Source organism: Microbispora hainanensis (genome assembly GCF_036186745.1).
GTDB lineage: Bacteria > Actinomycetota > Actinomycetes > Streptosporangiales > Streptosporangiaceae > Microbispora.
The window spans coordinates 4496156-4522187 of record NZ_CP108086.1; the positions used below are offsets into that span (position 1 = coordinate 4496156).

At 72.3% G+C, this 26032-nt stretch carries 21 protein-coding genes; 9 read left to right on the plus strand and 12 right to left on the minus strand.

The window, feature by feature from the left end; genetic code table 11:
• Positions 1-192: 192 nt before the first annotated feature.
• Positions 193-3105, minus strand: coding sequence for a DUF222 domain-containing protein (locus tag OHB01_RS21065; protein ID WP_328853868.1), 2913 nt, complete (start codon positions 3103-3105; stop codon positions 193-195).
• A 206-nt stretch (positions 3106-3311) separates the two neighbouring features.
• Between OHB01_RS21065 and OHB01_RS21070 the strand changes: the two genes are divergently transcribed.
• Positions 3312-3557 (plus strand): hypothetical protein, encoded by a 246-nt coding sequence (locus OHB01_RS21070; protein ID WP_328853869.1) that lies wholly within the window; start codon positions 3312-3314, stop codon positions 3555-3557.
• A gap of 870 nt (positions 3558-4427) precedes the next feature.
• Here OHB01_RS21070 and OHB01_RS21075 read toward each other — a convergent pair.
• Positions 4428-7034 carry an AAA family ATPase gene (locus OHB01_RS21075; protein WP_142649961.1) on the minus strand — a complete coding sequence of 869 codons (2607 nt, stop codon included), beginning with the start codon at positions 7032-7034 and terminating at the stop codon, positions 4428-4430.
• 120 nt (positions 7035-7154) lie between these two features.
• Complete coding sequence (locus OHB01_RS21080; RefSeq protein ID WP_328709480.1) at positions 7155-7694, minus strand: TetR/AcrR family transcriptional regulator; 540 nt, start codon at positions 7692-7694, stop codon at positions 7155-7157.
• 108 nt (positions 7695-7802) lie between these two features.
• On the opposite strand from OHB01_RS21080, the gene OHB01_RS21085 reads away from it, so the two are divergent.
• The gene (locus OHB01_RS21085; protein WP_142649959.1) at positions 7803-10052 is read left to right on the plus strand and encodes an MMPL family transporter; all 2250 of its coding nucleotides are present in this window, start codon (positions 7803-7805) and stop codon (positions 10050-10052) included.
• Positions 10053-10078: 26 nt separating this feature from the next.
• Here OHB01_RS21085 and OHB01_RS21090 read toward each other — a convergent pair whose 3' ends face one another.
• The 3 genes from OHB01_RS21090 to OHB01_RS21100 all read right to left on the minus strand — a co-directional run bounded on the left by OHB01_RS21090 (position 10079) and on the right by OHB01_RS21100 (position 15530).
• Positions 10079-11446, minus strand: coding sequence for a cellulose binding domain-containing protein (locus OHB01_RS21090; protein WP_328853870.1), 1368 nt, complete (start codon positions 11444-11446; stop codon positions 10079-10081).
• Between the two features lie 250 nt (positions 11447-11696).
• Positions 11697-14048 carry a serine/threonine-protein kinase gene (locus tag OHB01_RS21095; protein WP_328853871.1) on the minus strand — a complete coding sequence of 784 codons (2352 nt, stop codon included), beginning with the start codon at positions 14046-14048 and terminating at the stop codon, positions 11697-11699.
• A gap of 126 nt (positions 14049-14174) precedes the next feature.
• Positions 14175-15530, minus strand: coding sequence for an amidohydrolase family protein (locus tag OHB01_RS21100; protein WP_328853872.1), 1356 nt, complete (start codon positions 15528-15530; stop codon positions 14175-14177).
• A 77-nt stretch (positions 15531-15607) separates the two neighbouring features.
• Here OHB01_RS21100 and OHB01_RS21105 point away from each other — a divergent pair, with 77 nt between their 5' ends.
• Positions 15608-16114, plus strand: a complete 507-nt coding sequence (locus OHB01_RS21105; RefSeq protein WP_142649956.1) for a MarR family winged helix-turn-helix transcriptional regulator — start codon at positions 15608-15610, stop codon at positions 16112-16114.
• 30 nt (positions 16115-16144) lie between these two features.
• Here the strand turns inward: OHB01_RS21105 and OHB01_RS21110 are convergent, their stop codons facing one another.
• Complete coding sequence (locus OHB01_RS21110; RefSeq protein ID WP_328855858.1) at positions 16145-16348, minus strand: NAD(P)H-binding protein; 204 nt, start codon at positions 16346-16348, stop codon at positions 16145-16147.
• Between OHB01_RS21110 and OHB01_RS21115 the strand changes: the two genes are divergently transcribed.
• Together OHB01_RS21115 and OHB01_RS21120 are read left to right on the plus strand one after the other, a co-directional pair.
• Positions 16349-16795, plus strand: coding sequence for a hypothetical protein (locus OHB01_RS21115; RefSeq protein ID WP_328855891.1), 447 nt, complete (start codon positions 16349-16351; stop codon positions 16793-16795).
• Positions 16796-16805: 10 nt separating this feature from the next.
• Positions 16806-17468 (plus strand): ThuA domain-containing protein, encoded by a 663-nt coding sequence (locus OHB01_RS21120; RefSeq protein WP_328853873.1) that lies wholly within the window; start codon positions 16806-16808, stop codon positions 17466-17468.
• 82 nt (positions 17469-17550) lie between these two features.
• Here OHB01_RS21120 and OHB01_RS21125 read toward each other — a convergent pair whose 3' ends face one another.
• A complete protein-coding gene (locus tag OHB01_RS21125) occupies positions 17551-18231 on the minus strand; it encodes a DNA alkylation repair protein (RefSeq protein WP_328853874.1) in 681 nt (226 codons plus the stop codon).
• Complete coding sequence (locus OHB01_RS21130; protein ID WP_260617401.1) at positions 18231-18899, minus strand: TetR/AcrR family transcriptional regulator; 669 nt, start codon at positions 18897-18899, stop codon at positions 18231-18233. The genes OHB01_RS21125 and OHB01_RS21130 overlap by 1 nt, the downstream gene beginning before the upstream one ends.
• Positions 18900-18994: 95 nt before the next feature.
• Between OHB01_RS21130 and OHB01_RS21135 the strand changes: the two genes are divergently transcribed.
• From OHB01_RS21135 to OHB01_RS21145, 3 genes are all read left to right on the plus strand, one after another.
• Complete coding sequence (locus tag OHB01_RS21135) at positions 18995-20371, plus strand: alkaline phosphatase D family protein (protein WP_142649950.1); 1377 nt, start codon at positions 18995-18997, stop codon at positions 20369-20371.
• Positions 20372-20464: 93 nt separating this feature from the next.
• Positions 20465-21991, plus strand: a complete 1527-nt coding sequence (locus OHB01_RS21140; protein ID WP_147943412.1) for a glycoside hydrolase family 3 protein — start codon at positions 20465-20467, stop codon at positions 21989-21991.
• A gap of 46 nt (positions 21992-22037) precedes the next feature.
• On the plus strand, positions 22038-22862 hold the full coding sequence (locus OHB01_RS21145) for an ATP-grasp domain-containing protein (protein WP_142649948.1): 825 nt from the start codon (positions 22038-22040) through the stop codon (positions 22860-22862).
• On the opposite strand, the gene OHB01_RS21150 is transcribed toward OHB01_RS21145, so the two are convergent.
• From OHB01_RS21150 to OHB01_RS21160, 3 genes are read right to left on the minus strand one after another with little or no spacing between them, the layout of a single operon-like run.
• Positions 22852-23337, minus strand: a complete 486-nt coding sequence (locus OHB01_RS21150) for a TIGR00725 family protein (RefSeq protein WP_142649947.1) — start codon at positions 23335-23337, stop codon at positions 22852-22854. The two genes, OHB01_RS21145 and OHB01_RS21150, sit on opposite strands and share 11 nt — an antisense overlap.
• A gap of 10 nt (positions 23338-23347) precedes the next feature.
• A complete protein-coding gene (locus tag OHB01_RS21155) occupies positions 23348-24103 on the minus strand; it encodes an SDR family oxidoreductase (RefSeq protein ID WP_142649946.1) in 756 nt (251 codons plus the stop codon).
• 31 nt (positions 24104-24134) lie between these two features.
• Complete coding sequence (locus OHB01_RS21160; protein WP_142649945.1) at positions 24135-24668, minus strand: flavin reductase family protein; 534 nt, start codon at positions 24666-24668, stop codon at positions 24135-24137.
• A 608-nt stretch (positions 24669-25276) separates the two neighbouring features.
• Between OHB01_RS21160 and OHB01_RS21165 the strand changes: the two genes are divergently transcribed.
• A complete protein-coding gene (locus OHB01_RS21165; RefSeq protein ID WP_030510734.1) occupies positions 25277-26029 on the plus strand; it encodes a GntR family transcriptional regulator in 753 nt (250 codons plus the stop codon).
• Positions 26030-26032 lie beyond the last annotated feature (3 nt).

The following is a 26032-nucleotide window of genomic DNA, read 5'->3' on the forward strand; positions in this document are numbered from 1 at the left end:
CCGCGCAGTTCACCGCCGCGCAGTTCCGTCGCAGCGCACAGTTCGGCACAGCGCAGTTCATCACCGTGAAGTCAGCGTCATTCGGGTCAGTGCTGCGTGTGGCACCCGGCGTGGCTCAGCAGCCGAACGGGATGCGGGCCGCGTCTTGACACTGCTTCTCCCTCCAACAGTGTCGGGGGCGAGGAGGGGGCGTCAAAAGGGCGGTGCCTCGAGGTCGCGTTGGATGAGTGTTCCTCTTGATTCGTCCTGTGGTGTGGCGTTGTCGTGTTCCTCCGTGTCGGGGCTGTCCGCGTCGGGTGTCTGGGTCGTGTGCCTACGGGTTGGTTGTGCCGGGGTTTCTGCGGGGGTTTGTGCTGGTGGGGTGGTGGGAGGGCATGGTGGGGCCATGATCGTGTCTGGTGCTCCGGGGAGGTCGGCGGGCAGGCGTCCGGGTGGGGCGTCGGGCCAGGTGCGGGGCTGGGGGTCGGGGACGGGCTGGATGATCTTCGGGAGTGGGCTGCGGTAGGGGTGTCCGAGTGGGCTGGTCCAGATGATGAGGTGAGGGCCTGCGGTGGTGACGCGCCAGCCGCCGAGGTGCTTGGCGCGGTGGTCGTGGCGGCAGGCCAGGTGCAGGTTGGCGGCGGTGGTGGCGCCGTTGTCGGCCCAGGCCTGGATGTGGTCTTGGTCGGTGCGGGTGGCGGGCATGCGGCAGCCCGGCCAGGAGCAGACCCGGCCCCGAATCTGGACGTATCGGCGTAAGGCCGCATCCGCATGACGCCGATCAGCCCCGTTCGTCGTATTTGCCACCCCAGCGGTACCGGCCGCACCAGCCGCGTTCGCCACGTTGACCACGTCAGCCGTGTTGGCCACTCCCGTCGTGTTCGCCGCGCCCGCCGAGTCCGTCGTGTTCGCCGAGTCCGCGTTAACCGTCTCAGCCGCGCCTGCGGCGTCCGCAGTGTCAGCCGTGCCCGTGGCGTTGGCCCTGTCGGCCGTGTTGGCCGCACCAGCCGCGTTGACCGCGTTGACCGCGTCAGCCGTGTTGGCCGCTCCCGTCGTTTTGGCCGCGTCTGCGGCGTCCGTGGGGTTGGCCGTGCCAGCCGCGCCCGTGGTGCTGACCGCGCCTGCCGTGTCGGCCGTGTTGGCCGTGTTGGCCATGTCGGCCGAGTCTGCCGGGTCGGTCTGTTCGCCCAGCATGGCCGGGTCACCCGATCCCTTTGGGGCGTGCGCTGCAGCCTGGTCACAGGATCGGCCCGGGTGAGGTGCTGCTGCCGGGTGGGGTGATCCGGCTGGGTGAGGTGATCCGGTTGCGGGGGTGGTGCCGAGCTGGGCGTGGGCTTGACGGGTGAGGTCGGCGATGAGGGGTGCCCAGGCGCCGGTGGTGGCCGGTGCGGCGGCCAGCCGGTGGAGCTGGGTGAGGGTGATCTGCAGCTCGACGATGCCGCCGCGTCGCATGTCGCGGGGTGGCCGTTGGGCGGGCGGGCAGGGGCGGTGCCGGGTGATGCCGGCCAGGAGCAGGTGCCCGTCGTCGGTGCAGATGGCATAGCGCCATTGCCCATGCAGCATGCCGGTGACGATGCGGCGTGCCTGGGCGGCGTGGACCATGCCCCAGCCGGGCAGGTGGGCGGGGTGCTCATCGTGCCCGAGCAACGTGGTCAGCTCTACCCGTATCTCCGGCACCGACCACGATGTCGCGCCGGGCCCTCCACCAAGGCGGCCCTGCGACCGCTGAGGCTCCCGGCACCCGCGCCCACCCTCCGGCTCCGGCTCCGGTGCGGCGCTCTGGCCGTGCCCATGCTCCGGCTCCAGCGTGGTGACCCGGTCACGCTCGCGCTCGTGCTCCGACTCGGGCCCGGTGTTCAGCCTCCGCTGGTGCTCTGGCTCTGGTTCGGGTGCGGCGCTGTTGTCGTGCCCGCGTCCGTGCTCTGGTTCGGAGGCGGTGCTCCGGTCGTGCTCGTACGCAGGCGTGGGTTCGGTGCTCGGCCTCTGCCCGGTCTCCGGTTCTGGTGCGGTGCTCTGGTCGTGTCTACGCTCCGGCTCCGGCACGACCCTCCGCCCGTGCCCATCTTCCGGCTCGGGTCGGTTGCCCGAGCTCCGCTCGTATTCGCGCTCGCGCTTCTGCTTCGGCTCGGGTGCGGTGATCCGCTCGCGCTCGTGCTTCGGCTCGCCTGTGGGGGTACCGGCAGAGCTGGCGGGGCTGGCGGTAGTGCCTGCGGGGGCGTCAGGTTTGCCGGTGGCGGCGTCAGATGAGCCGGCGGGGTCGTCGGCCGAGCCGGTGGAGCTGGGGGTGTCGTCAGAGGTGTCGCCGGGGGTGGGATCGCCGGGTTCCACGAGAGGGTGGGCCAGGACATGGGTGACGATCTGCTCATCGGTCAGGCCTTCGAAGGTGCCATCCAGGCTCCCCAAGAACAAGTCCGCGCGGATGTGATCGATCGGGCGGCGGTCCCCGGCGCGTTTGCAGGCGCGGGCCAGCTCATCGATCCGCTCACACCCGGCCACCGCCCGCTCCACCGGCAGGTCCAGCCCGGACACGGTCGCGGTACCGTCATCATTGCGCGTGCCGGCCACCCGCCGCCTGCGGACCGCCTCGGTATAACGCTTTTCCGCCCAATCCGGATCGATCGCGAGCACCATGCGCTGAACGTGCTCGACCAGCTCGCCCACCGTCCACCCCGCCGCCCGAGGCACCAGGCGCTCGCAAACCCAGCCGGCCTGGGCGTCGGTCAACCCGCTCGTCCAGCGGATGAAAGCCACCGCCCGCGGCTCATCCAACACCCCCTCCAGCATCGCCTCACCGAGCACCGGCAGGCGGCGATGCAGATTCCACGCCAGCTCGAACGCCGAATCCGCGCGGCGGCGCGACCACACCAGCGCCGCCCGCGCCTCATCCGGGGCGAACTCCTCCGGTGTTTGCAGGCGGACCACGCTGTCGCCGGACCACGCCTCACGCAGCCCGACCTCCAGCAGCACCCGCAAAAACCACGCCCGGTCATGACAGGACTGCCGGTAGGCCGCCTTGAGCACCTCCACAGTGTCGAACCCCGACACCCGCTCCACAGCGATACCCGCCAGCACCCCCGCGAGCTCGGCCCCCGGCGGGATCACCGCCAGCCCATCAGGAATCGCCACCGGCACCCCACCACCGCCGGTACCTTCGCCCCCGGCCTCGCCCCCACCCTGGCCAGCGGAGGACACCCCGCCCACCACACGCGAAGGGTAGGCCGGGCCCACCGGGCCCACCGGGCCCACCGGGCGTGCCGGGCGTGCTGAAGGCGTCGGCTCCACCGGGCGCGCCGGGTCCGCCGGGCGCGCCGGGTCCGCCGGGTCCGCCGGGCGTGCTGAAGGCGTCGGGTGCGTTGAAGGGCCAGGGCGCGCTGCCCGTGCCGGGCGCGACGGGCAGGCTGAAGGTGCCGGATCCATCGGACGTGTCCGGTCCGCAGAGCGTGCCAGGCGAGGCGGGCGCGGCGCGCGTGCTGGACTTGTCGGGTCTGCCGGGCGTGCTGCACGTGTCGAGGGCACCGGCGGTGCCGGGCGCTGCCCGGCGGCAGCGGACGGCGGGTGCGGCGCGGACACGGCGGTGAACCCCCAGGAGCACAGACGAAGGCAAACAACGGTTTCCCGACCGCCCGGACCGGGACTTCCTTCAACAGACTCGGCTCAACACACGGCGTATGGCCAACGGCCCGCCAGCTAGGCTCACCTGTAACGGCTGCCCCAAGCCTACCTCGAACACACCATCGAATCAACCTCTGACCTGGGCAAATATGGAGCCCCAGCCCGGCGATGCGAGGCAGTCCTCGATGCAACGTCCCGTCCAGAGACGGCTCGCAGAGGCTTCCGGGCTGTCGCCAGGGGCGTACGGTCCAGGTGCGCGGTTTGGGTGAGGGGTAGGCCGGAAGGGCCGCCGGCAATGCGAGCTCTGTGGGGGGCGGGAGAGGTTGGTCCCGGCACGAAGGCACTGCGACGGCCGGACGCGTTGCGTCGGCACGAGCTCCGTGAGGGCTGGAGGGGTTGCTCCCGGTCCAGGGGGAACCGCGACGGCCGGAAGCGCTGTGCCCAGGCTGAGCCCCGCGGAGATTCCGAGCTGCGAGGAACTCGCGTGGCTGGAGCGGCGTGGGCTTCGCGATGATCGGAGGTTCATTCCGGCGCGGGCTCGGTGAAGACTGGAGGTTATTCCGGCGTGGTGACCGGACGGCCCAAGGCCCGCGAACACCCGCAGGTGTCTTCCGGCGCGGTGACCCGCCCAGGACCCGCGAGCACCCCGCGGGTGTCTTCCGGCGTGGTGACCGGATGACCCAAGGCCCGCGAACGCCCCGCAGGTGTCTTTCGGGGCGGTGAGTGACCGGCTCAAGGCCCGCGAGCACCCTTTCCGGCGCGGTGTCGACGTCGCGATATCCGCGGTCAGTGCGGGGCTGGATACGCGGGCGCGTCAGTAGCTATGCGGGGTTAGGTCACAGCTCGCCGCGTTCGACGGCCAGGGCGAGTTCGACGCGTGACCGCAGGCCGGTCTTGGCGTAGACGCGGGTGAGATAGACCTCCACGGTCTTGCGGCTGTAGTGCAGCTCCTCCGCGATCTGGGGGTTGCTCAGCCCGTCGGCGACCAGTTCGATGACGCGGCGCTCGCCGGGCGTGAGGCGGCCCGCCGGTTCGGGGACCATCCCGACCTCCCGCAGGCGGCGTTCGGACAGCGCCTCCCAGGGCGCCGCGCCGAGACGGGTGAAGATCGCGTGCGCGCGGGAGAGTTGTGCCGTGTCGCCGAGCACGCCGAGGACCAGCCGGGCCCGTGCCTCCTCGAACGGCAGGCCGTCGGCGCGTGCCTGTTCCAGTGCCGCGCCGGCCCGCGCGCGATCCTGGAACGTCCAGCCCACCGCCAGGTCGGCGGCGAGCCGGGCCCGGGGGGTGCCGTTCGCCGACCGCTCGTCCAGGCAGGAGGCCGCTGCCCGGCGGGCCGCGTCGTCGCCCGCCGCTCCCGCCACCAGCACCTTGAACGCCAGGGCCCGGTGCACCACCTCGGGCACCTCGTACGCGATGGCGTGGTCGAGCTCGCGCCGCGAGGCGGCGATGTCACCCCGCCCGAGCGCCAGGCGCGCGCGGAACACGCAGCGCATGCCCTGGTGCAGCGCCGCGCCGGGCGGCGGCTCGGCGAGCACCCGGGCGGCATCCTCGAACCTGCCCTGGTCGAGCAGGATGTCGAGCTCTATGTTGCGCAGCAGGGCGAGGTTCTCCAGCAGGCCCGCCTCGGCCAGTGCCCGGCTGGCGACCGCGATCTCCTCCAGCGCCTGGGCCCATTCGCCGCCCATCCGCCGGATGACGGCCATGGTCCGCACGTGCTGTCCGGCGATGTCGTGCCAGCCGAGGCCGCGGTGGATCTGCTCGGCCTGGTTGAGCACCTCGACGGCGCGGGAGCGCATCCCGGCGATCGCCAGCACGTGCGCCGCCGACTCCAGCGACGCGAGCCGGGCGCCCGGCGGCAGGGCGGCGGCGAAGGTGAGCAGGTCGTCGACGGCCCGTTGCGTCTCGGCCCAGTCGCCCTGTAGGAGCGCGTGGATGGCCAGGTAGCCGACCGTGATCGCGCGGTCCTGCGGAGGGCAGTCCGACAGGCCCTCCCAGGCGCGCCTGGCGGCCTCCCGGCTGGGGCGGCCCATCTCCGCGCTGACCAGCGCCTGCTGGGCGAGCAGCGCGGAGGCGTCGTCGGCCTTGGGGATCTGACGGCGGGCCACGTCGAGGGCCACCTCATACCACCCCATCACGTGGGCCGCGCCGACCGCGGTGTAGGCGGCACGGGTGCGGCGGCGCCCGGCGGGCAGGGCGGCGATCGCGCGCTGGGCCGAGTTCAGCGCCAGCGCGGGCCGCGAGCCCTTCCAGTAGGCGAGTGCCTGCCTGGCCAGCAGCTCGCCGGGCTCCGGGGACAGCTCGGCGGCCTTGCCGTACCAGTGCGCGGCCGACAGCGGCGCGGTCCAGCGGGTCAGCTCGGCGGCGCGCAGCACCGCGGGCAGGGCCTCGCCGGGCGGCCCGGCCTCGGCCATGTGGGTGGCCCACTCCAGGACCCGCCTGGTGCCGGTCAGCCCTTCCCGTTCGAGCATGTCGGCGATGCGGCGGTGCACCTCCCTGCGGCCGGAGACGCCGAGATCGTCGTAGAGCGCCTCGGCCACCAGCGGGTGCGCCAGCGCGTAGCCGTCGCCGTTCCTGCTGACGACGCCGTCCCTGACCAGCGCGTCGAAGGCGCGCTCGGCCTGATCCGGGGTGAGCCCGGCGAGCTGGGCGAGCGCCGGGAGATCGGCGGCCTCCCTTGTCCGCGACAGGGCGGCCAGCACGCGGGCGAGGTCGCGTCCGCCCCTGTCGCGCTGGAACAGCCGGCTGAGGATCGCGCCGCGCCGTGCCCCGGGATCCTCCGAGCGTACGGCCCCGCCCTGAACCAGGGCGAGCACGGCCTCCTGCGCGAACCACGGGTTTCCCCGGCTCGCGACGTGGATCCGCCGCAGGACGGTCTCGCTGGGCGTACGGCCGAGCAGCGTGGTGACGAGGTCGGCGACCTCGCTCATCGTCAGCGGCTGGAGCCGGATCGACAGGTCCACGTCGAGCGCGGGAGGGTGGCGGGCGGTGCCGAGGATCGCGATGGCGTCGTGGCGGAGTGGCAGGGCCCGCAGCACGCTCAAGGTGTCGGCGTCGGCCAGGTGGAGGTCGTCGATCGCGATGAGGGTGGGGCCGGGCAGCGACTCAAGCAGCCGGGCGGCCATCGCGCCGGGCGCGGCGGCGGGATGGCCGAGCGCGGCCTGGTCGACCGCGTCGAGCAGGCCGGACAGGGCCTCGCCCGCCTCGCCCTCCACCGCCGCGAAGGCCTCGACGAGCGGGGCGTAGGCGCGCCCGCCGTCCAGTTCGCGGGCCTGACCGCGCAGCACGCGGAAGCCCTTCAGCCGCGCCGCGGCCTCACCCAGCAGGTGGGTCTTGCCGATGCCGGGCTCGCCGAGGACGAGGACGGTCCGGGGCGTGTTCGACAGGGCCGAGACCACCTGGCCGAGCGCGCCCGCGCGGCCCTCCCCGTCGGCCGGTACGTCCAAGGCTGGCCGTCACTCCCCTCGCATCCGTCCCGCTGGTGCCACCTAAGGACGCGGCGGAAAGGTTGAACGTTCAGACGAAATGTGACGCTCTCCACGCGTGATCGCAAGGGAATTCGTATATCAAGATTCGAACACTGCCACGGCGGCGGCGGTCAGCGTCTCCTCGACCACGTCGGCGGGCAGGTCCATGGTCTTCACCACACCGGACTGCACCGCGCCGAGGGCGGCCCAGGCGCGCACACGGGTGCCGGGGGAGGGATCGGGCCCGGCCAGGCGCAGGAACAGCTCCCGGCTGAACTCCCGGATCGCCTCGCCAGGCGATCCGGGAGGGGCGCTGTCGGCGCCGCCGATGTCGTCGGTGAGCAGCCGGATCACCGCCCGGTGGCGTACGGCGAACGCGGTGAACGCACGCAGGAACTCCCGATGGCCGGCGAACTCGCCGCCGAGCAGCGCGAGCAGGTCGTCGGCGGCCGGGGCGATGATCTCGGCCGCGAGCCGGTCCTTGGGGTGGAAGTGGTAGGCGACCGCCGTCTTGGTCAGGCCGACCGCCGCCGCGATGTCGGCGAGCGACACGGCGGCGTATCCCCGTTCGGCGAACAGGTCGCGGGCCGCGGCCAGGATGCGGGAGCGGGTCGCGTTGCCCTGATCGAGTGTGGTCATCGTCTCATTTTCCGGCGCGCCGCTCGCCCGCCGATCAGTTCCTTTTACTCTCGTTTTGTACGGCCGTACAGGACGGCCGGGAGGACATGCTACCCGGGACGGACGGCGATGAGCGGACTTCTGGGGCGGCTCGGCGGATGGTGCGCCCGCCACGGCTGGATCGTGCTGACGCTGTGGGTGCTGGCGGCGGGCCTGCTGACGGCGGGCACCCTGGTGTGGGGCCGGCCGGTGAACAACAACGTGTCGATCCCCGGCACCGACGCGCAGCGGGCGCACGAGCTCATGCGCGAGGGCTTCGGACCGGGATTCGATCCGGGCGGGACGGTGCAGCTCGTCCTCTACACCGCGGACGGCACGCTGATCGACAAGCCGCGCAGACAGGCCGTCGAGCGGGCCATGGACGCCCTGCGGCGCACGCCGCACGTCGCACAGGTGGAGACGCCGTACCGGATCGGCGGCATGTCGTCGAGCCTGCGGATCGGGATGATCACCGTACGGCTGACGGGGCAGGACACCACCAAGCTCGCCCAGACATCCGAGCGACTCGTCGCCGCCGCCGCGCCGGCCGTACGCGCGGGCATCGAGGTCGTGCCCTCCGACAGCTCCACCCCCGCCGACAAGCAGATCAAGACCGGCGCGAGCGAGATCGCCGGCGTCGTCTTCGCGTCGCTGGTGCTGCTGTTCGCCTTCGGGACACTGGTCGCGGCGCTCGTGCCGATCTTCACCGCGCTGATCAGCATCGGCGTCGGGCTCGGCCTCATCGCGCTGCTCGGTCACGTCGTGGACGTGCCGTCGACCGCGTCGATCCTGGCGACGATGATCGGCCTCGGCGTCGGCATCGACTACGCGTTGTTCCTGCTGTCGCGACACCGGACGCTGCTGGCCGAGGGCGTGCCGGTGCAGGAGGCGGTCCGGCGTACGGCGGCCTCGTCGGGCGGGGCCGTGTTGTTCGCCGGCGGCACGGTCGTGATCGCCCTCAGCGCGCTGATGTTCGCCGGGTTCCCGCTGCTGCGCACACTCGGCTGGATCACCGGCGTCTCGGTCGTGTGCGCCGTGCTCACCTCGATCACCCTGGTGCCGGCGCTGCTCGGCCTCCTCGGGCACCGGATCGACGCGCTGCGGCTGCCGCTGGTCGGGCGCGCCGCCCGCCGCGACGGCCCGGCCACGGGCTGGGCCAGGCTGGGCGCCTGGGTGGCGCGCCGCCCCTGGCGGGTGCTGGCCGTCACCGTGGTCGTGCTGGCGGCGCTCACCGCCCCGGCCGTCACGATCAAGCTCGGCCCCCTCGACAACGGGTATGGCGACAAGGGCACCCCGGCCCGGCGGGCGTACGAGCTGATCGAGGCGGGCTTCGGCCCGGGGGCCAACGGCGGGCTCGTCGTCGTGGCCGAACTGGACAAGGAGATCGCCGACTCGACCCCGCCCGACCCGGTCGTGCAGGTGCTGCGGCAGCGGGTGGAGCACACCGACGGCGTCGCCTTCGTCGCCCCGCCGAAGGTCAACGAGAACGGCCGCTCGGTGCTCATCCAGGCCGTCCCCGACTATGCCCCGAGCGACCCGCGGGCACTCGACGTGGTGAAGCGGGTGCGGGCCATCGAGGTGCCGGGGGCGCACGTCCACGTGGGCGGCCAGGTGGCCGGGCTGGCGGACGCGGGCGACCGCATCATGGGCAGGACGCCGCTGGTCGTCGGCATCGTCGTGCTGCTCAGCGCCCTGCTCCTGCTGCTGGCCTTCCGCGCGCCTCTGGTCGCGATCAAGGCGGCGGTGATGAACCTCGTCTCGCTGGGCGCCGCCTTCGGCGCGCTCGCCGTGGTGTTCTCCCAGGGCCTGGGCAGCCGCCTGGTCGGCATGGACCCCCCGCCCTCGGCCGAGGGGTCCTATCTCGCCACGTTGTTCTTCTCCGTGCCCATCGACACGTACGTGCCGCTCATGCTGTTCGCCGTGCTGTTCGGGCTGTCGATGGACTATGAGGTCTTCCTGCTGACCTCCGTACGGCAGGCCTACTCGCGCAGCGGGGACAACCGGAGCGCGGTGGCCGAGGGACTGGGGTCGACCGGCCGCGTCATCACCTCGGCCGCCCTGATCATGGTGGCGGTGTTCACCGCGTTCATCGCCTACCCCGACCCCTTGGTCAAGGTGTTCGGTGTCGGGCTCGCCGTGGCCATCGCCGTCGACGCGACCCTCATCAGGGGCTTCCTCGTGCCCGCCGCGATGGTGCTGCTCGACCGGCTCAACTGGTGGATCCCGCGCTGGCTCGACCGGATCCTGCCGAACCTGTCGATCGAGGGTCACGAGGAGGACGGCGGGCCGGCCGGGACGGAGCCCGAACCGGTCGGCGCGGGCCCGCACGCCCGCGCCTGACACGGTCACCCGATCGTCGTCCGGGATCAGAAGTTCTTGCTGCGGACCGTCCAGTAGGCCCGGGACGCCAGGCCGGAGGGCCCCAGGATGTACGACCGCGCGGTGGCGTTGTCGTTGAGGGTCATGTCCAGGAACTGGACCACCGCGGTCATGCCCTCGCTCATCTGGGCGCCGGTGATGAACCCGACGTGACCGGCCTGCGACTGCTCGGCAAGCACGGCCGGCACCCGGGTCAGGTCATAGTTGGCCCGGCTGTTGTCGTAGGCGATGTCGGAGGGCCCGCCGTCCAGGAACATCACCGGGGTGTGCAGCTTGTACAGCTCCGCGCGTGAGTATCCGAACGAGCCGTCGGCGAACAGCCCGCTGTCCAGCGAGACGACGCTCTTGACCCTCTGGTCCTGGCCGGCGATCAGCGCCTCCAGCCCGCCGCAGGAGTGCCCGGCCGTGGCCACCCTGGACAGGTCGAGGCGCTGGTAGAGCGGCGAGCCGGCGCGGGCGTTCTCCTGCTCGGCCCAGCTGATGCCGTCGGTCAGCAGTGACGGGATCGGAGACCCGCTCTGCACGCCGTTCGGCGAGCCGTTGACCGACGCGGTGTCCACCACGACGAACCCGCGGGCCGCGATGAACGTCAGCGCCTGGATCACCTCGCTCCCGTCGGTGTGCGCGCAGGCCCCGTTGCCGAAGACCAGCACCGGCATGGGACGCCCCACGGCCGCGGGGTTCGACGGCCGGAACACGGTGTAGCGGTTGGTGCCGTACGCGCCCTCTCGCGTGACCGGGAAGTTGTTCTCGATGGCGGGCCGGCTCGGCGAGGGCGAGGGCGAGGGCGATGGCGAGGGCGAGGGCGAGGGCGAGGGCGAGGGCGAAGGCGTGGGAGTGGGGGAGGCGGACGGTGAGGGAGTGGGAGTCGGGGATGGAGTCAGGGATGGAGACGGCGAAGGAGACGGCGAAGGAGACGGGGAGGTGACGTCGCCGGTGCAGGTCACGCCGTTGAGGGCGAAGCCGGACGGCACCGGGTTGGAGCCGTTCCAGCTCCCGTTGAACCCGAAATCGACGCTGCCGCCGCTGGGGATGGCGCCGTTGTAGGAGACGTTGGTGACCGTGACCTGCGAGCCGGACTGGGTGACGGAGCCGTTCCACAGCTGGGTGATGGTCTGCCCGGCCGGGAACGACCAGGTCAGACTCCAGCCGTTGATCGCGTCGCCGAGGTTGCGGACGCGGACGCTCGCGCCGAAGCCGCCGGGCCACTCGCTGGTCACCGTGTAGCCGACCTCGCATCCGGTCGTGGCCGCCGACGCGACGTGGGCCGCGGTCACCGTGACGCCGGCCGCCAGCAGCACGGCGGCGGCAGCCGCCACGTTCGATCGGCGGCGGAAAGAGCTGACAAGTCGCACGGGCTCTCCCTCTCAAGACGGGTGTTAGCGTTAACATCCTCAGGACGCCGATAGCGACGGGTGGTGCGTTCCTGGAGCCGGGAGTCAATCTCGGCACGGCAGGCTATGTCAAGACACTTGATTCGGCTCTCGTTCGTCTTCGTGTCACGCATTCCCGGATTGAGCAGGCGCTTCGGGGCGCAGGTGAAAGACCGGCCGTAAGGACGGCGGTGAATATTTCACCATCCTGCTGCTCGCCGTCGTCAGGAGTTCACCGGAGGCGCGGGCCGTCCTGCGAACCGGAGAGCTTCGGCTCGGAGCTGCGTGGTTCATGGCCCCTCGGCTCGGGGCTGCGGGACGTGGGCGGCTCGGGGCTCTTCGCCGGTCCCGGGTCCTTCTCCGGAGCGGGACTCTCCTTTTCTGGAGCCGGGCTCTCCTTCGCCGGGCCCGGGTCATCCGCTGGGCCCGGGCTCTCCTTCGGAGGCGCTGAGGGCGATTCCTGCGGCTTCGGGCACCGGGGGCCGGCGACCCGCACTGCGGCCTCGCGCGGCCCACCGGGATAGGCCGGATCGGTCGTGACGCGCACCCCGAACACGGCCCTCCTCCCGCACTCGACGGGGCCGAGACCGGCGGGCACGGTGAACGAGTAGGACGTGCGGCCCGAGAGCGTACGGGTGTCGGCCGTGGCCTCGCGTCCGTCGCGCGTGAAGACGCTGGAGACGCTGACCGGGCCCCTGCCGGAGGTCCGCACCGTCACGGCCGCCGTCCTGCCGTCCCAGCCGTCGATCGCCACGCGCTCGACCGTGGGGGCCGGGCAGGGCGGCCCGGTGAGCTTCCGCGTCCGCGTACGGGTTCCAGCCTGTGCGACGGGGACCGTGGACACCTCGACCCGCCGATAGACGGTGGTGCCGCAGGCCGGAGAGGGGAAGGGCTGCTGCAGGCCGATGTGATAGGACGTCGCGCCCCGCAGCGCGACCGTCTGCGCGGGCGCGGCGGTGAGCGCGTCCCGTGACGGCCCGGAGGCGAAACGCGCGGTGAGCCGGACCCGGGCCGTGGTGCTCGTCCGTACGTCGACCGTGACGGCCTGGCCGTCGAAGGCCGCGATGCCGAGACCGGTCACCCGCGCCGGCGCGGGCGACGCGGTCGCGCCCATGTGGGAGGGGGTGGCGCTCCCGGGCACGGAGGGCGTCGGCGGTACGGCCGGTCCGGTGGACACCGACGACACCGGAGTGCCGGACAGATCGGGCGGCGTCGTCCCGGAGTTTCCGCCCGGATCCGCGCCGCCCGGAGCCGTGTCGCCCGGAGCCGTGTCGCCCGGAGCCGTGTCGCCCGGAGCATCGTCACCCGGATCCGCGCCGCCCGGAGCTGCACCGGACGAACCCGCATCACCCGGTCCCAAGCCGGACGAACCCGCGTCGCCCGGTGCTGCGTCGTCCGGCTCGGGCGCGGCCTCCGACGACTCGTCCGGCATCGTCTCGCCGGATTCGCCGGGTTCTGATTCGCCGGGCGCGGCGGACGGGGCCGTGTCGATCGAGTCCGGGGCCGGGGGAAGTGCCGCGGGCGCGCTGTACGGCGGCGGGGTGAGCACGGTGTCCTGGGCCATCGGGGTCTGCCGGTTGGCCGCGACCACCGCCACGATCGCGGCGGCCGACAGCACGGCCGCGCCGATGGCGAACCGGGGCGCCGAGCGCGCCAGCCGCTCGGACAGCACGGTCCTGGCGAGGGACGTGGACGCCTCGACCGGCTCGGCCGGGGCGGCCAGCGGAAACGTCAGCGCCAGCAGGGTCGCGAGCTCGGCCAGGTGGCGGCGGCCCCGCTGCTCCCAGTCGGATCCGTACGCGGCGGTCGCGGCGGTCTCCAGATCGGCGATGAACGCCCGTGCCGTGGGCGGCCGGTCCGCCGGGTTCTTGGCCATGCCGCGCGTGACGAGACCCCGCACCGAGCTCGGCACGTCCGCCACCGGGATGGGAGCGCCGCGGTGCAGCATACGCAGCGCCGTCAGGTCGCCGGCCCGATATGGCCGGCGCCCGGTGAGGCACTCGTAGAAGACGCAGGTGGCGGCGTAGACGTCGGCGGCCGGTCCGGCGGGCTCGCCGGACCACTGCTCGGGGGCCATGTAGGGCGGCGTGCCCGCGGGGGTCTCCGGCGAGCCGCTCGGCGTCGCGATGCCGAAGTCCGACAGCTTGCTGTTGCCGTCGGCCTGGATCAGCACGTTCTCCGGTTTGTAGTCCCGGTGGACGATGCCCGCGGCGTGCGCGGCCGACAGACCCGCGAGGGAGCCCTTCAGCACGACCAGCGCCGCCTCCGGGCTGGTCGAGCCGTGCGCGGAGAGGATCCTGCGCAGCGAGACCCCGTCGACGAGCTCCATGACGATCGCCGCGCCATCGCGCGCCTCGACGTACTCGTAGAGGCGCACGATGTTGGGGTCGTTCAGCTCCACCATGATCTGGGCCTCGTGCCGGAACCCGGCGAGGAAACGCCGATCCTGCCGCAGCTCCTCCCGCAGATACTTGATCGCGACGTAGGCGCCCGTGGTCACGTAGGTCGCCAGCACGACCCGCCCGGCGCCGCCCGCGCCGAGTTCGCGCACCTCGCGGTAGCCCGGTACCGACCAGGCGTTCATAACGCCGCCCCCTCGGATCAGGTCGTCGCCCCACCCATCGCTCGCGACGGGCCGCATCTGCCAGACACTCCCCGGCCCTGACTCAAGGTCTCACCCGAAAGGGCGGTTGTCACCGGAGCAAAAAAGTCACCTTGCGGATGTAGTCCTGGCCTGCGTGGTCACGTGACGGGCCGTGCGTACGGCGAGGTCGCGGGCGCGGTCCATGTCCACGCCCACCAGTCGGCCCCCGCGCTTGACGACCCGCCCGCCGACCAGCACCGTGTCGACGGCGGCGGTGCCGGCCGCCGTGACGATCGCGGCGACCGGGTCGTGCACGGGCGCGAGGCCAGGGGCCGCGGCGTCGAGGATCACGATGTCGGCCTGCTTGCCGGGGCGCAGCGAGCCGATCCTGTGGTCCATCCCGATCGCCGCCGCGCCTTCGATCGTCGCCATGGCGAGCACGTCCGACACGGTGAGCTCCGGCGCCGCCTGTCCGGCGCGTCCGGCGGCGAACGCCGCGCGCATCACCGAGAACATGTCGCCGGGGGCGTCGGTGACGGTGTCCACGCCGAGCCCCGTCGCGATGCCGGACGACCGCAGCCTGCCGGTCTCAGGGTGGCCGTGCCCCATCTGCGACTCCACCACCGGGGCCACCGAGGCCGTGCCGCCGCTGCCGGCGACCAGCTTCAGCGACTCGTCCGGGATGCCGTTGCAGTGCACGAACAGCACGTCCGGGCCGAGCAGGCCGGCGTCGTGCAGCCGTTCGACCGGGCCCGCGCCGGTGGCGTGCAGGCTGACGCGCAGGCCGAGGTCGCGGGCGAGCGCCCAGTCGGCCCGCGCCGCCTCCACCGAGCCGTAGACCGGGCCCCAGGCGGCCAGGGCGGGGGTGACCAGGCCGTCGTCGGACGGCAGGAGCGCCGAGCGCACCCGACGCACCTCGTCCTCCGCGCGGTCGGCGTCGCCCGTTCCCCGATGGGCGTACCCGAAGACCGCCCGTACGCCGGACTCGCGCAGCGCCTCCACGGCGGCGTCGGTGTGGCCGGGGGTGAGCTGGATGTGCGACCAGTCGTACACGGTGGTGACCCCGGCGTCGAGCGCCTCGATCGCGCCCCACAGGTTGGCTGCGTACACGTCCTCCGCGCGGAACGCCGGGGTGAGGGTGCCGAGGACCAGGTCGAGGTACGCGCCGAGCGTCGCGTCGGCCGCGATGCCGCGCAGCACGCTCTGCCAGACATGGCGGTGGGTGTCCACGAAGCCGGGGAGCACGATGCCGCCCGCGGCGTCGATGATCTCGGTGCCCTCCTCCCAAGCGCCTGCCCAGCCGCCCGCGGAGTCGCCCGCCCGGTCGTCCGGCCGGTCGTCCGGCCGGTCCTCTGCCCGGTCATCGGGTCTCGGCTCGACCGACACGATGACGCCGTCCTCGATGACGACGGTCGCGTCCGGCACGACGTGTGGACGTGGTTCGGTGTCGACGACGGTGCCGTTGACGATGATCGTTTTCATACCGCAGACCTCTTTCCCAAATGCTTTTGGTAAAGCTTTTTAGAAAGCTATCAGGATGAAGGACTAAGCTCAAGGGCATGCGAGAGCGGGACCGGGTCGACGAGATGATCGAAGGGTGGCGGGCCGAACTGCCGGAGGCGGCCACCGTCCAGTTGGAGATCGTCAAGCGCGTCAGCCTGCTCAAGTCCCGCATCGAGGAGGTCACGCAGGCGGTGCTCGGCCGCCATGGCCTGACGTACGCGGAGTTCGACGTGCTCGCCACCCTCCGCAGGGCCGGCCGGCCATACCGGCTCAAGCCGAGCAGGCTCGCCTCTCACCTGATGCTCACGACCGGGGGGACGAGCAACATCCTGCAGCGGCTGGTCGCCGGGGGGCTGGTGGAGCGGGAGCCCGATCCGGCGGACGGGCGCAGCTCGTGGGTGCGGCTCACGCCGCTCGGCGTCGAGAAAGCCGAGGAGCTGGCGCTGGCCACGACCGTGGCACACCGGGAGCTGCTGGCCGACGTGCCGGAACCGGCCATGCGAGCCCTGGCCGACCAGCTCAGGGACGTCCTGCTCGCGCTGGGCGACCGCGCCCGGCCCTGAGCGTCCGCCGGTGCGGCGGCCGAGCCGTCACTAGGCGAGGGCGATCATGCGCCGGACGGTGTCCGGGTCGTCCAGCGCCTTGAGCAGGCATCGGGCCAGGTCCTCCCTGGAGATGCGCGTGCCGCCGCGCACGCTGTCGCCGACGGCGACGCGGTAGGCGCCCGTGGCCGGTCCGTTCGTGAGGCGGGGCGGCTGCACGACGGTCCAGTCGAGGTCACGGCGCTGCTCGAACAGATGCCCGCCCTGGCCCCCGCGGTGGCCCGGTTGCGCGCGACCCTGGGGGAGGGGGACCCGGCCGCGAGCCTGCGGGAGTTCGCCGTGGCGGCGATCCGCTGCTTCGGCAGGTCGCTGCCGCTCATCGCCGGCCTGCTCGCGGAGGCCTCGCTGCGGGAGGGCTTCCGGGAGATGCTCGCGGGCACCGGCGGCGGTCCGCACATACCCGTCGCGGTCCTCGGCCGTCACCTCGCCGAGGAACAGCGGCTGGGCAGGTTCCCGGCGGGGACGAAGCCCGACGCCGCGGCGGCGCTCCTGCTGGGAGCGTGCTTCCAGCGGGCGGTCGTCGTGAGCCTCGTCGGCGGCCTCACCGACCTCGGCTCGGACGAGGACGCCGCCGCCGATCTGGTGGCGGCGGTCCTGGGAAGCGCGGGCCCTCGCGATCCGGCGCCCCGAAGCCGGCTCTAAGGTGCTTGTCATGCCGCGCAACCTCATCGTGTCCGGGGGAGTGGCCCACGACTTCCCGGCCACCTCCGCCGCCCTCGTGGACGTGCTCGCCGGGATCGGCGTCGAGTCGGAGATCACCGAAGACGTCGCCGGCGCCCTGGCCGCGCCCCCGCCGACCGGCCTCATCACGGTCAACGCGTTCCGCTGGACGATGGACGGCGACGACTTCGCGGACGAGCGAGACCGCTGGCGCTTCGAGACACCCGAATCCGTGAGGCGGACGGTGCTCGACCACCTCGCGAGGGGCGGCGGGCTGCTCGCCGTGCACACCGCCTCGCTCTGCTTCGACGACTGGCCCGAGTGGGCCGAGATCATCGGCGGCGCCTGGAGGTGGGGCCGGTCGTACCATCCGCCGATCGGCCCGGCGAAGATCCGCCTCGGCTCCGGCCACCCGATCGTCGACGGCCTGAGCGGCTTCGAGGTGACCGACGAGGTCTACACCGACCTCGACGTCCTCCCCGATGTGGAGCCGCTGGCGTACTCGGAGGACCAGCCCCTGTTGTGGGCGAGGAGCATGGCGGGCGGCAGGGTCGTGTACGACGCGCTCGGCCACGACACCCGGTCGTACGCCCACCCGGTGCGCCGCACGCTGCTCCGGCGGGCGGCGCGGTGGCTCCTCGGAGACCGACTCTGACCCGCCGGCCCTGGCTGACCCGCCGGCCCTGACCCGCCCGACTTACACACCGGCCCTGAACGCCGGCCCTCCCCGCAGGCCCTTACGCTTCGGGCATGTTGCGCAGCGCCTCACGGCGGCTCAGCCCGCTGAGGCCCTGGTGCTTCACGTAGCGGAGCACCTCCTGCGGGTTGGTCTTCGCGTACTCGCGCAGCGCCCAGCCGATCGCCTTGCGGGCGAAGAAGTCGGTGTCCGACAGGCTGGGCTCGATGCAGGCGTAGAGCAGGTGGACGTCGGTGCGGTCCTTGAAGGAGTTCTGGCACAGGATGGCGGTGCGCCGCTTCCACAGGTCGGGGTCGTGCGCCCACTCCAGCACCATGCGGCGCATGCTGTCGGGATACAGCCGCAGCAGCGTGCCGATCCGGTGCACGGCGATGTCGTCCACCAGGTCCCACCACGCCCCTGTGACGATCATCTCCTCGTACATGGGGATCGTGTAGAGCGTCTGCCAGGACCGGTAGAAGCGGTGCGCGGACAGCTCGATGGCGGCGTAGCGCTCCTCGCGGTATTCCGCCTCTCGCCACAGCGCCAGCACCGCCCTGCGCCACTCGGGGGCGCTGTCGAGCCGGTGCTCGTTGAAGACCTTGCGCAGCGCGGCCCGCCGCGGCACCGCCGGGACCCCGAGGAACGGCATGTCCGACTTCATGTACGACCGCATGCCCGCGGCCCGGGCGGGGTCGGCGAGCTCGGTCAGCGCGAGCCGTACGGCCTTGAGGAGTGTCATCACGGCTGGCTCGCCCGCTCTCCGGTCGCCAGGCCGTCGAACAGCAGCTTGACGAAGTGGTCGGCAAGGGCGTCGGTGTCGAGCCTGCCGCCGGGACGGAACCAGCGCACGGTCACCCAGATCGTGTCGCGGATCATCCGATAGGTGAGCTTGGGATCGACGTCGGGACGGAACTGGCCGATGGCCTGGCCGCTCGTGATCTGCTCCACCCACAGGCGCTCGACCTCGTCCTCGGCCCGCACCAGGTAGTCGAACCGGTCTCCGGGCAGCGAACGCAGGTAGTTCCAGTCGTTCTGCATGACCGTGATGGCCGCCCGGTGGTCCTCCAGGGTGCCGAAGCCGATGCGGACCATCTCCGCGAGGATCGAGCGCGGGTCGGTGTGCGTGCCCAGCGCCGCGCGATAGCGGGCGATCAGATCCTCGAGGAAGGTGCGGAGCACCTCGTCGACGATCGTCTCCTTGGAGTCGAAGTGGTGGTAGAGGCTGCCGGACAGGATGCCCGCCTCCAGCGCGATCTCCCGCACCGTGGTGGCCTGGAAGCCCTTGCGTGCGAACAACTCGGCGGCGAGCTTGACAAGGTGGTCACGCCGTTCGGACGCCGAACCCGCCGTCCCCCGCTTCGCCCTGACCGGCGCGGCCGTGCCGCCGGAGTCCTTACGCTGGTTCACGGCTCCCATTATGACTGTCGAGCAAGAGCTTGTTCACATTCTCGCCTCGTACGACCTCCCCGCACGGGCGGGATCGGTAGGGCAGGATCGAACCCATGGCGAAAATGGGGTATCCGTTCACCTTGGGGGTGGCATCAGGAGAGCCGTTATCCGACGGCGTGATCCTGTGGACCCGCCTGGCCCCCGAGCCACTGCATCCGACACAGCCCGGCGGCATGCCCAACCGGGCGATGAGCGTACGGTGGGAGCTCGCCGAGGACGACAAGTTCAAGAGGATCGTCCAGTCGGGCACCGCGCCCGCGCAGCCGGACTGGGCGCACAGCGTGCACGTACGCGTCGCCGGGCTGCGGCCCGCGGCCGACTACTTCTACCGCTTCTCCATCGAGGGACACGTCAGTCCGGTGGGTCGCACCAGGACCGCGCCCGCTTCCGATTCGACCGCCCCCGTCCGGTTCTGCTTCGTCTCCTGCCAGCGTTACGAGCACGGCTACTTCACCGCGCTGCGCCACCTCGCCGCCGAGCGCCCCGACCTGGTGCTCCACCTCGGCGACTACATCTACGAGTACGGCAAGCCGAAGAACCCCAAGCCGGGCCGCTGGGTGCGCCCGCTGGAGTCGACGGCCGAGTGCACGACGCTCGGCGCGTACCGCAACCGCTACGCCCGCTACAAGATGGACCCGGACCTGCAGGCCGCCCATGCCGCCGCGCCGTGGGTCGCGATCCCCGACGACCACGAGGTCCGCGACAACTGGGCCGGCGCGCTGCCCGGCGACGGCGGCAGCCCCGCCGCCTTCCTCAAGCGCAGGGCCGCGGCGTTCAAGGCCTACTACGAGCACCAGCCGCTGCGCGTCCACCCGTCCGGCTCCGCGCTGCAGAACTACCGCTGGCGGCCGTACGGCCGGGTGGCCGACTTCCTGCTCGCCGACACGCGGCAGTATCGCGAGGGGCGCGACATGCTCGGCGCCGAGCAGGAGAAGTGGCTGACCGGCCGGCTGCGCGGATCGACGGCCCGGTGGAAGGTGCTCGCGCAGGCGGTCTTCTTCTCCCAGCGCAGGTTCCCGCTCGAAGCCGTCAGCGCCGACGCCTGGGACGGCTACCCGGACTCGCGCGCCCGCGTGCTCGCCGCCGCCCCCGACGGGATGGTCGTGCTGAGCGGCGACGTGCACAGCGCGTACGCGAGCGACGTGCGCGCCGACTGGGCCGATCCGGCCTCGCGCGCCCTCGGGGTCGAGTTCGTCGGGCCGTCGGTGACGAGCGCGCCGGGCATCACCGACGCAAGCGAGATCCTCTCGCTGAATCCGCACATCGCGTTCTTCGACAGCCGCCACGGCTACGTGTCCTGTGCGGCCGACATGGAGAACTTCCGCGCGGACTACCGGGCCGTGGCCTTCGTGGACCGTCCCGGCGCGCCACTGACGACCATCGCGGGCTTCGAGGTGAAGGAGAACCGGCTCCACCGCACCGACGTGTGATCCAGGGCGACAACCCAGGCCCGCCCCCTAGCAAATAGGAAACTTTCCTATTAGATTGCGGGGCATGCCTGAGCGATGCCATGTGGGCGCAGCATGAAGCGAAGCCCTGACCTGCTCCGTCTGGCCGACACGGTCCTGTTGCCCGGCTTCACCGGGACCACCGCACCCGACTGGGTGCGGCGGCGGCTCGCCGGCGGGCTCGCCGGTGTGGTGCTGTTCTCCCGGAACGTCGACACCCCGGCCCAGCTCGCCGCGCTGACCTCGGCCCTGCGCGCGGAGAACCCCGAGATCCTGATCGGCATAGACGAGGAGGCGGGGGAGGTGACGAGGCTGGAGGCCCGCACGGGCAGCTCGCGGCCGGGCAACTACGCCCTCGGCGTCGTGGACGACGTGGACCTGACCGAGCGGGTGGCCCGCGGCATCGGGCGGGACCTGCGCGCGGTGGGAGTGAACATCGACTTCGCCCCGGCCGCCGACGTCAACTCCAATCCCGACAATCCGGTCATCGGCCTGCGGTCGTTCGGCGCCGATCCGCTGCTCGTCGCGCGGCACACGGCCGCCTGGATCCGCGGCCTGCAGTCCACCGGCGTGGCGGCCTGCGCCAAGCACTTCCCCGGGCACGGCGACACGTCGGTCGACTCCCACCACGGCGTGCCGCGCGTCACGGTCTCCCGCGAGGAGCTGGCCGAGGTCGAGCTGTGGCCGTTCCGGGTGGCCATCGACGAGGGCGTGCGCTCGATCATGACCGGCCACCTGCTGGTCACGGCGTACGACGAGGAGCTGCCGGCCACGCTCAGCCCCCGCGTCCTCACCGGCCTGCTGCGCGAGGAGCTGGGTTTCGAGGGCCTCATCGTCACCGACGGAATCGAGATGGCCGCCGTGTCGGGCCGGTACGGCCTGGGCGGCGCGAGCGCGATGGCGGTCGCGGCCGGGGCCGACGCCGTCTGCGTGGGCGGGGAGAACGCCGACGAGGCGACCTACGAGCACATCCGCGCCGCCGTCGCGGACGCGGTGACCGAGGGCAGGCTGCCGGAGGAGCGGCTCGCCGACGCCGCCGCGCGGGTGCGCGCCCTGACCGCCTGGCAGGCGCAGGCCGCCCAACCCGTGGACGACGGCCGAGACGAGGGAGGGGACGAGGGAGGGGACGACGGCAGGGACGAGGCCGGGCTGGTCGCCGCCCGCCGGGCCGTACGGGTGACCCGGCACCGCGCGGACGGCCCGCTGCCGCTGACGGCCGCCCCGCACGTGGTGGAGCTGGCGCCGGAGACCAACCTCGCGATCGACAAGGACATGCCGTGGGGCGCGGGGGAGCCGCTGGGCAAGCTGCTGCCCGGCACCACGGTCACCCGGCTGCGGCAGCCGGACGTGCACAACGGCGTCGCCGGCACGGTGCTGCGCCAGGCCGCCGACCGGCCCCTCGTGGTCGTGGTGCGGGACGCCCACCGGCACCCCTGGCAGACGGACCTGCTGGAGAGCCTGCTGGCCGCCCGGCCGGACGGCGTCGTGGTCGAGATGGGGCTGCCGGGCCGTACGGACCTGGGCGCGGTGCACATCGCCACGCACGGTGCCGCCCGGGTCTGCGGCCAGGCGGCGGCCGAGGTGCTCGCCGGCCTCGCCTGACATTGCCCATAGCATTGGTCACTGCTGACATGCGAATGGGAGCGTAATGAAGGTCGCCTACGTCACCACGGACCATCCGGCCGCCGAGCAGGACGACGAGCGGGAGACCGCCCTCACCGCCTGGCTCGGGGCCGGCATCGAGGGCTCGCCGGTGAACTGGAGGGATCCCCGCGTCGACTGGTCGGACTTCGACGCGGCGGTGGTTCGCTCGCCCTGGGACTACATCCTTTATCGGGACGAGTTCGTCGCCTGGGCCCACCGGGTGGGGTCGGTGACGCGGTTGCTCAACCCCGCGCCGGTGATCGAGTGGAACACCGACAAGACCTACCTGCGCACGCTCGGCGTGCCCACCGTGCCGACGCACTGGGCGGAGCCGGGTACGGAGCTGCCCGAATGGGACGAATACGTGGTGAAGCCCGCCGTCTCGGCGGGGGCGCGCGACACCATCCGCACCACGGACCGGAACGCCGCCGAGAGCCACGCGGCGACGCTGCTCGCCGCCGGCCGCACGGTCATGGTGCAGCCGTACGTCCCGTCCGTCGAGCAGGAGGGCGAGCTGTCGCTGCTGTACTTCGGCGGACAGTTCAGCCATGCCGTACGCCGGCACCCGATGCTCACCGGGGTGGCCGAGACCGCGGAGAACCGCGCCACGCTGCGCGACCCGGACGACGACCAGTTCGCCCTCGCGGAGCGGGTGCTGGCCGCCGTGCCGGAGACCCTGCTGTACGCCCGGGTGGACCTGGTGCGGATGCCGGACGGCGAGCCGGTGCTGATCGAGCTGGAGCTCACCGAGCCCTACCTCTTCCTGCGGCACGAGCTGGCCGCGCCCGACCTGTTCGCCGAGGCCCTCGCCGAGATGCTCAAGGGCTGAGCGCCCGCTCCGCGGCGGCGAGCGCCAGCCGTACGGCGTCGGCCGGGTCGGCGGCGGACACCGGACCGGGCACGGGAAGGCCCTCGGCGTCGAGGACCCGCCACCCACCGAGGGTGATCACGGGCGTGCCGCCCCGCTGGGCGAGCGCCAGCTCGGACAGCGTGCCCCAGGAGCCGCCGACGACCACGACCGCGTCGGCGGCCCGCACGATCAGCGCGTTGCGGGCCTCGCCCAGGCCGGTCGGCAGGGCCACGGTGAGGTCCGGGCTCGCCCCGGCGCGGTCGCGGCCGGACAGGACGCCGACCACGACGCCCCCGGCCTCCCGCGCGCCCGCCGCCGCGGCGGCCATCACCCCGCCATAGCCGCCGCACAGCACGACCACGCCGCGCCCGGCCAGCAGGCGGCCCACGGCGTGGGCCGCCTCGGCCTCCTGCGGGGTGCACTCGCCCGGCCCGCACACCGCCACCTGCCACATGGTGACCACGTTAGGCGGAGATGCCCCCGTCGACGGGGATCACGGTGCCGGTCAGGTAGGAGCCGGCCCGGGAGGCCAGGAAGATCGCCGCGCCCGCCATGTCGTCGGGCCTGCCGATGCGGCCCAGCGGGACGTTGCTCTCGATCGCGCCGCGCATCTGGGGGTCGTCGAGCGCGAAGGCCATCATCTTCGACTCGAACGGCCCGGGCGCGATCGCGTTGACCGTGATCGACTCCCGGGCGAGCTGGCGGGCCAGATGCCGGGTCAGCATGTGGACGCCCGCCTTGGCCGCCGAGTAGGCGTAGTTCTCCATGAACGGCACCCGGAGCCCGTCGATCGACCCGATGTTGATCACGCGGGCCGGGTCGCCGGGCGACGCGGCGGCGCGCAGCAGGGGCAGGAAGCGGCGGGTGAGGAAGAAGACGCCCTTGACGTTGATGTTCCAGAGCTTGTCGAAGGCGTGCTCCGGATACTCCTCCAGCGGCGCGCCCCAGCTCGCCCCCGCGTTGTTGACGAGCACGTCGAGCCGGCTCTCCCGCTCCGACACCGCCTGCACCAGCGTCTCGACGCCGTCGGAGGTGGACAGGTCCGCCTGTACGGCGTGGCAGCCCAGCTCGGCGGCCGTGGCCTCCAGCTCGTCCTTCTTCCGTGAGGAGATGTAGACGGTGGCGCCCGCGTCGAGGAACCCCCGCGTGATCATCTTCCCGATGCCCCGGGACCCGCCCGTGACGACGACCGTCTTGCCTTCCACCGAGAACAGAGTCATGCGGGCAGCATACCGACCGGTCGGTTCCGCGTCAGGCCCGGAAACCGCCGTACGTTCCGCGGAAGAACACCAGCGGGCCGCCGTCGTCGTGCCGGTCGAGCCCGGTGACCCGGGCGACGACGATCACGTGGTCGCCGGCCGGGTGTTCCGCGTCCACCGCGCAGTCGATCCAGGCGAGCGCGCCGTCCAGCACGGGCGCGCCCGCGGGGGACAGTGCCCACGACAGGCCCGCGAACTTGTCCCCGCCGGGGACGGCGAGCCGGTCGCACACCTGCCGCTGGTGGTCGGCGAGCACGTTGACGCACAGGGCGGGCGCGGCCTTCAGGCGCGGCCAGCTCGTGCTGGCCCGCGAGACGCAGAACGACACCAGCGGCGGGTCGAGGCTCACGGACGTGAAAGAGTTGACGGCCAGGCCGCACGGCTCCCCGGTTTCCGGGTCGATCGCGGTGACGGCCACGACGCCGGCGGCGTACCTGCCGAGGACGTTCCTGAAATGCTGGGGATTGACGGCCGGAATTCTCCTGGCGCCGTCACGGCCGACCTTCCGGGCCACAGGGATGCTCATCGCGCACGTGCCTCCTCGGTCGCCTCCCCATGAAGTCAAGGAGGGCCGGAGTCGATGCATTCCCTGCGCGTGATCAGCGGTGGCCGATTGACGGTGGCTGCTCGGCGGTGGCTGCTCAGCGGGGCTTTCTAACGGTGGCGCGTCCTGGCGGGCGTGGGGGACCCGCCAGGACGCGCTCCGCCCCGGCGCGAGACCTCGACCCCGGCGAGGGTTGGGGTCGAGACCTCGTTCATTCGCGCGGAGTCTGTGGGGAGCGGCCGTTCTCGACCGGACGCTCCGGCGCGCTGTCGTACCGCATGTTCGGGCATGTCACGCCGTTCCCGCACAAGGCGGTCATGTCGGTGGATACCGACAGCTCTGACATGCCGCTCCCGTCGCTCTGGTAGGTCTGGGCTCTGCAGGCCCGGCCTCTGTGGGTCCGGGTTGGGGGCTCGCGCCAGGGCGAGTTCGGCGTTCTCGCACCGACCGCCCTCACGTGTCCCTCCATTGGATGGATTTGTACCAACGTTTGGATAATGCGCGGCTGGGTGGGCTCTGGTCAAGGGGTTGTTTCCCGGTAGACCGAGATCCTCTAGATTTGTTGGAACAAAAGGGTGGATTGAGGAAAGATGGCACGATCGTCGCTCTACCAGCAGGTGGCCGCCGAAGTACGCAGGGCCATCTATGCGGGCGAACTCGCGCCGGGCGACCAGATTCCGACCGAGGCCGACCTCATGGAGGCACACGGCGTCAGCCGCAACACCGTGCGGCTGGCCCTGGGCGAGCTGGAGAACGAGGGTCTCATCCTGCGGATGCGCCGGCGTGGAACGTTCGTACGCGAGCGCCGCCCGCTCCTCATGCGCCCCCAGGACGAGTTTCTCCCGTACGACCAGGAGGGGCGGCGCTTCGACACGTTCGTGCACGCGGTCCGCTCCGAAGGACGTACGGCGGACCAGCGGATCGAGGTCTCGATCGTCGAGCCGCCCGAGGACGTGGCCACCCGCCTCGCCCTCGCCGACGGCGCGCTGGCCGTCGTGCGCCGCCGGCTGCGCTTCGTCGACGGCCAGCCGTACAACACCTTGGACTCCTACTTCCCCCTGGAGATCGTGGGGGACTCCGAGATCGCCCGGCCCGGCGACATCACGCGCGGGGCCAACCGGGTGCTGGAGGAGTTGGGTCATCTCCAGGTACGTGTGATCGACGACCTCTCGGCCCGCATGCCGACATCCGACGAGTCGTCGCGGCTCCAGCTTGAGCCCGGCACTCCGGTCGTCGTCCACACCCGGGTCGGCTACGACGCCGACGACACGCCCGTCCGCGTCGCCGTGTCCGTGCTGCCCGCAGACAAGCATCTGATCCGATACGAGCTGGAACGTCATTGACGA

Coding starts and splice junctions, on each gene's coding strand:
- OHB01_RS21125 (WP_328853874.1), bottom strand. CDS start 18,231: ATGACACTCCTCAAGGCCGTACGGCTCGCGCTGACCGAGCTCGCCGAC.
- OHB01_RS21085 (WP_142649959.1), top strand. CDS start 7,803: ATGAGCGGACTTCTGGGGCGGCTCGGCGGATGGTGCGCCCGCCACGGC.
- OHB01_RS21135 (WP_142649950.1), top strand. CDS start 18,995: ATGGCGAAAATGGGGTATCCGTTCACCTTGGGGGTGGCATCAGGAGAG.
- OHB01_RS21120 (WP_328853873.1), top strand. CDS start 16,806: ATGCCGCGCAACCTCATCGTGTCCGGGGGAGTGGCCCACGACTTCCCG.
- OHB01_RS21100 (WP_328853872.1), bottom strand. CDS start 15,530: ATGAAAACGATCATCGTCAACGGCACCGTCGTCGACACCGAACCACGT.
- OHB01_RS21160 (WP_142649945.1), bottom strand. CDS start 24,668: ATGAGCATCCCTGTGGCCCGGAAGGTCGGCCGTGACGGCGCCAGGAGA.
- OHB01_RS21115 (WP_328855891.1), top strand. CDS start 16,349: ATGCCCGCCCTGGCCCCCGCGGTGGCCCGGTTGCGCGCGACCCTGGGG.
- OHB01_RS21155 (WP_142649946.1), bottom strand. CDS start 24,103: ATGACTCTGTTCTCGGTGGAAGGCAAGACGGTCGTCGTCACGGGCGGG.
- OHB01_RS21140 (WP_147943412.1), top strand. CDS start 20,465: ATGAAGCGAAGCCCTGACCTGCTCCGTCTGGCCGACACGGTCCTGTTG.
- OHB01_RS21165 (WP_030510734.1), top strand. CDS start 25,277: ATGGCACGATCGTCGCTCTACCAGCAGGTGGCCGCCGAAGTACGCAGG.
- OHB01_RS21150 (WP_142649947.1), bottom strand. CDS start 23,337: ATGTGGCAGGTGGCGGTGTGCGGGCCGGGCGAGTGCACCCCGCAGGAG.
- OHB01_RS21095 (WP_328853871.1), bottom strand. CDS start 14,048: ATGAACGCCTGGTCGGTACCGGGCTACCGCGAGGTGCGCGAACTCGGC.
- OHB01_RS21145 (WP_142649948.1), top strand. CDS start 22,038: ATGAAGGTCGCCTACGTCACCACGGACCATCCGGCCGCCGAGCAGGAC.
- OHB01_RS21105 (WP_142649956.1), top strand. CDS start 15,608: ATGCGAGAGCGGGACCGGGTCGACGAGATGATCGAAGGGTGGCGGGCC.
- OHB01_RS21080 (WP_328709480.1), bottom strand. CDS start 7,694: ATGACCACACTCGATCAGGGCAACGCGACCCGCTCCCGCATCCTGGCC.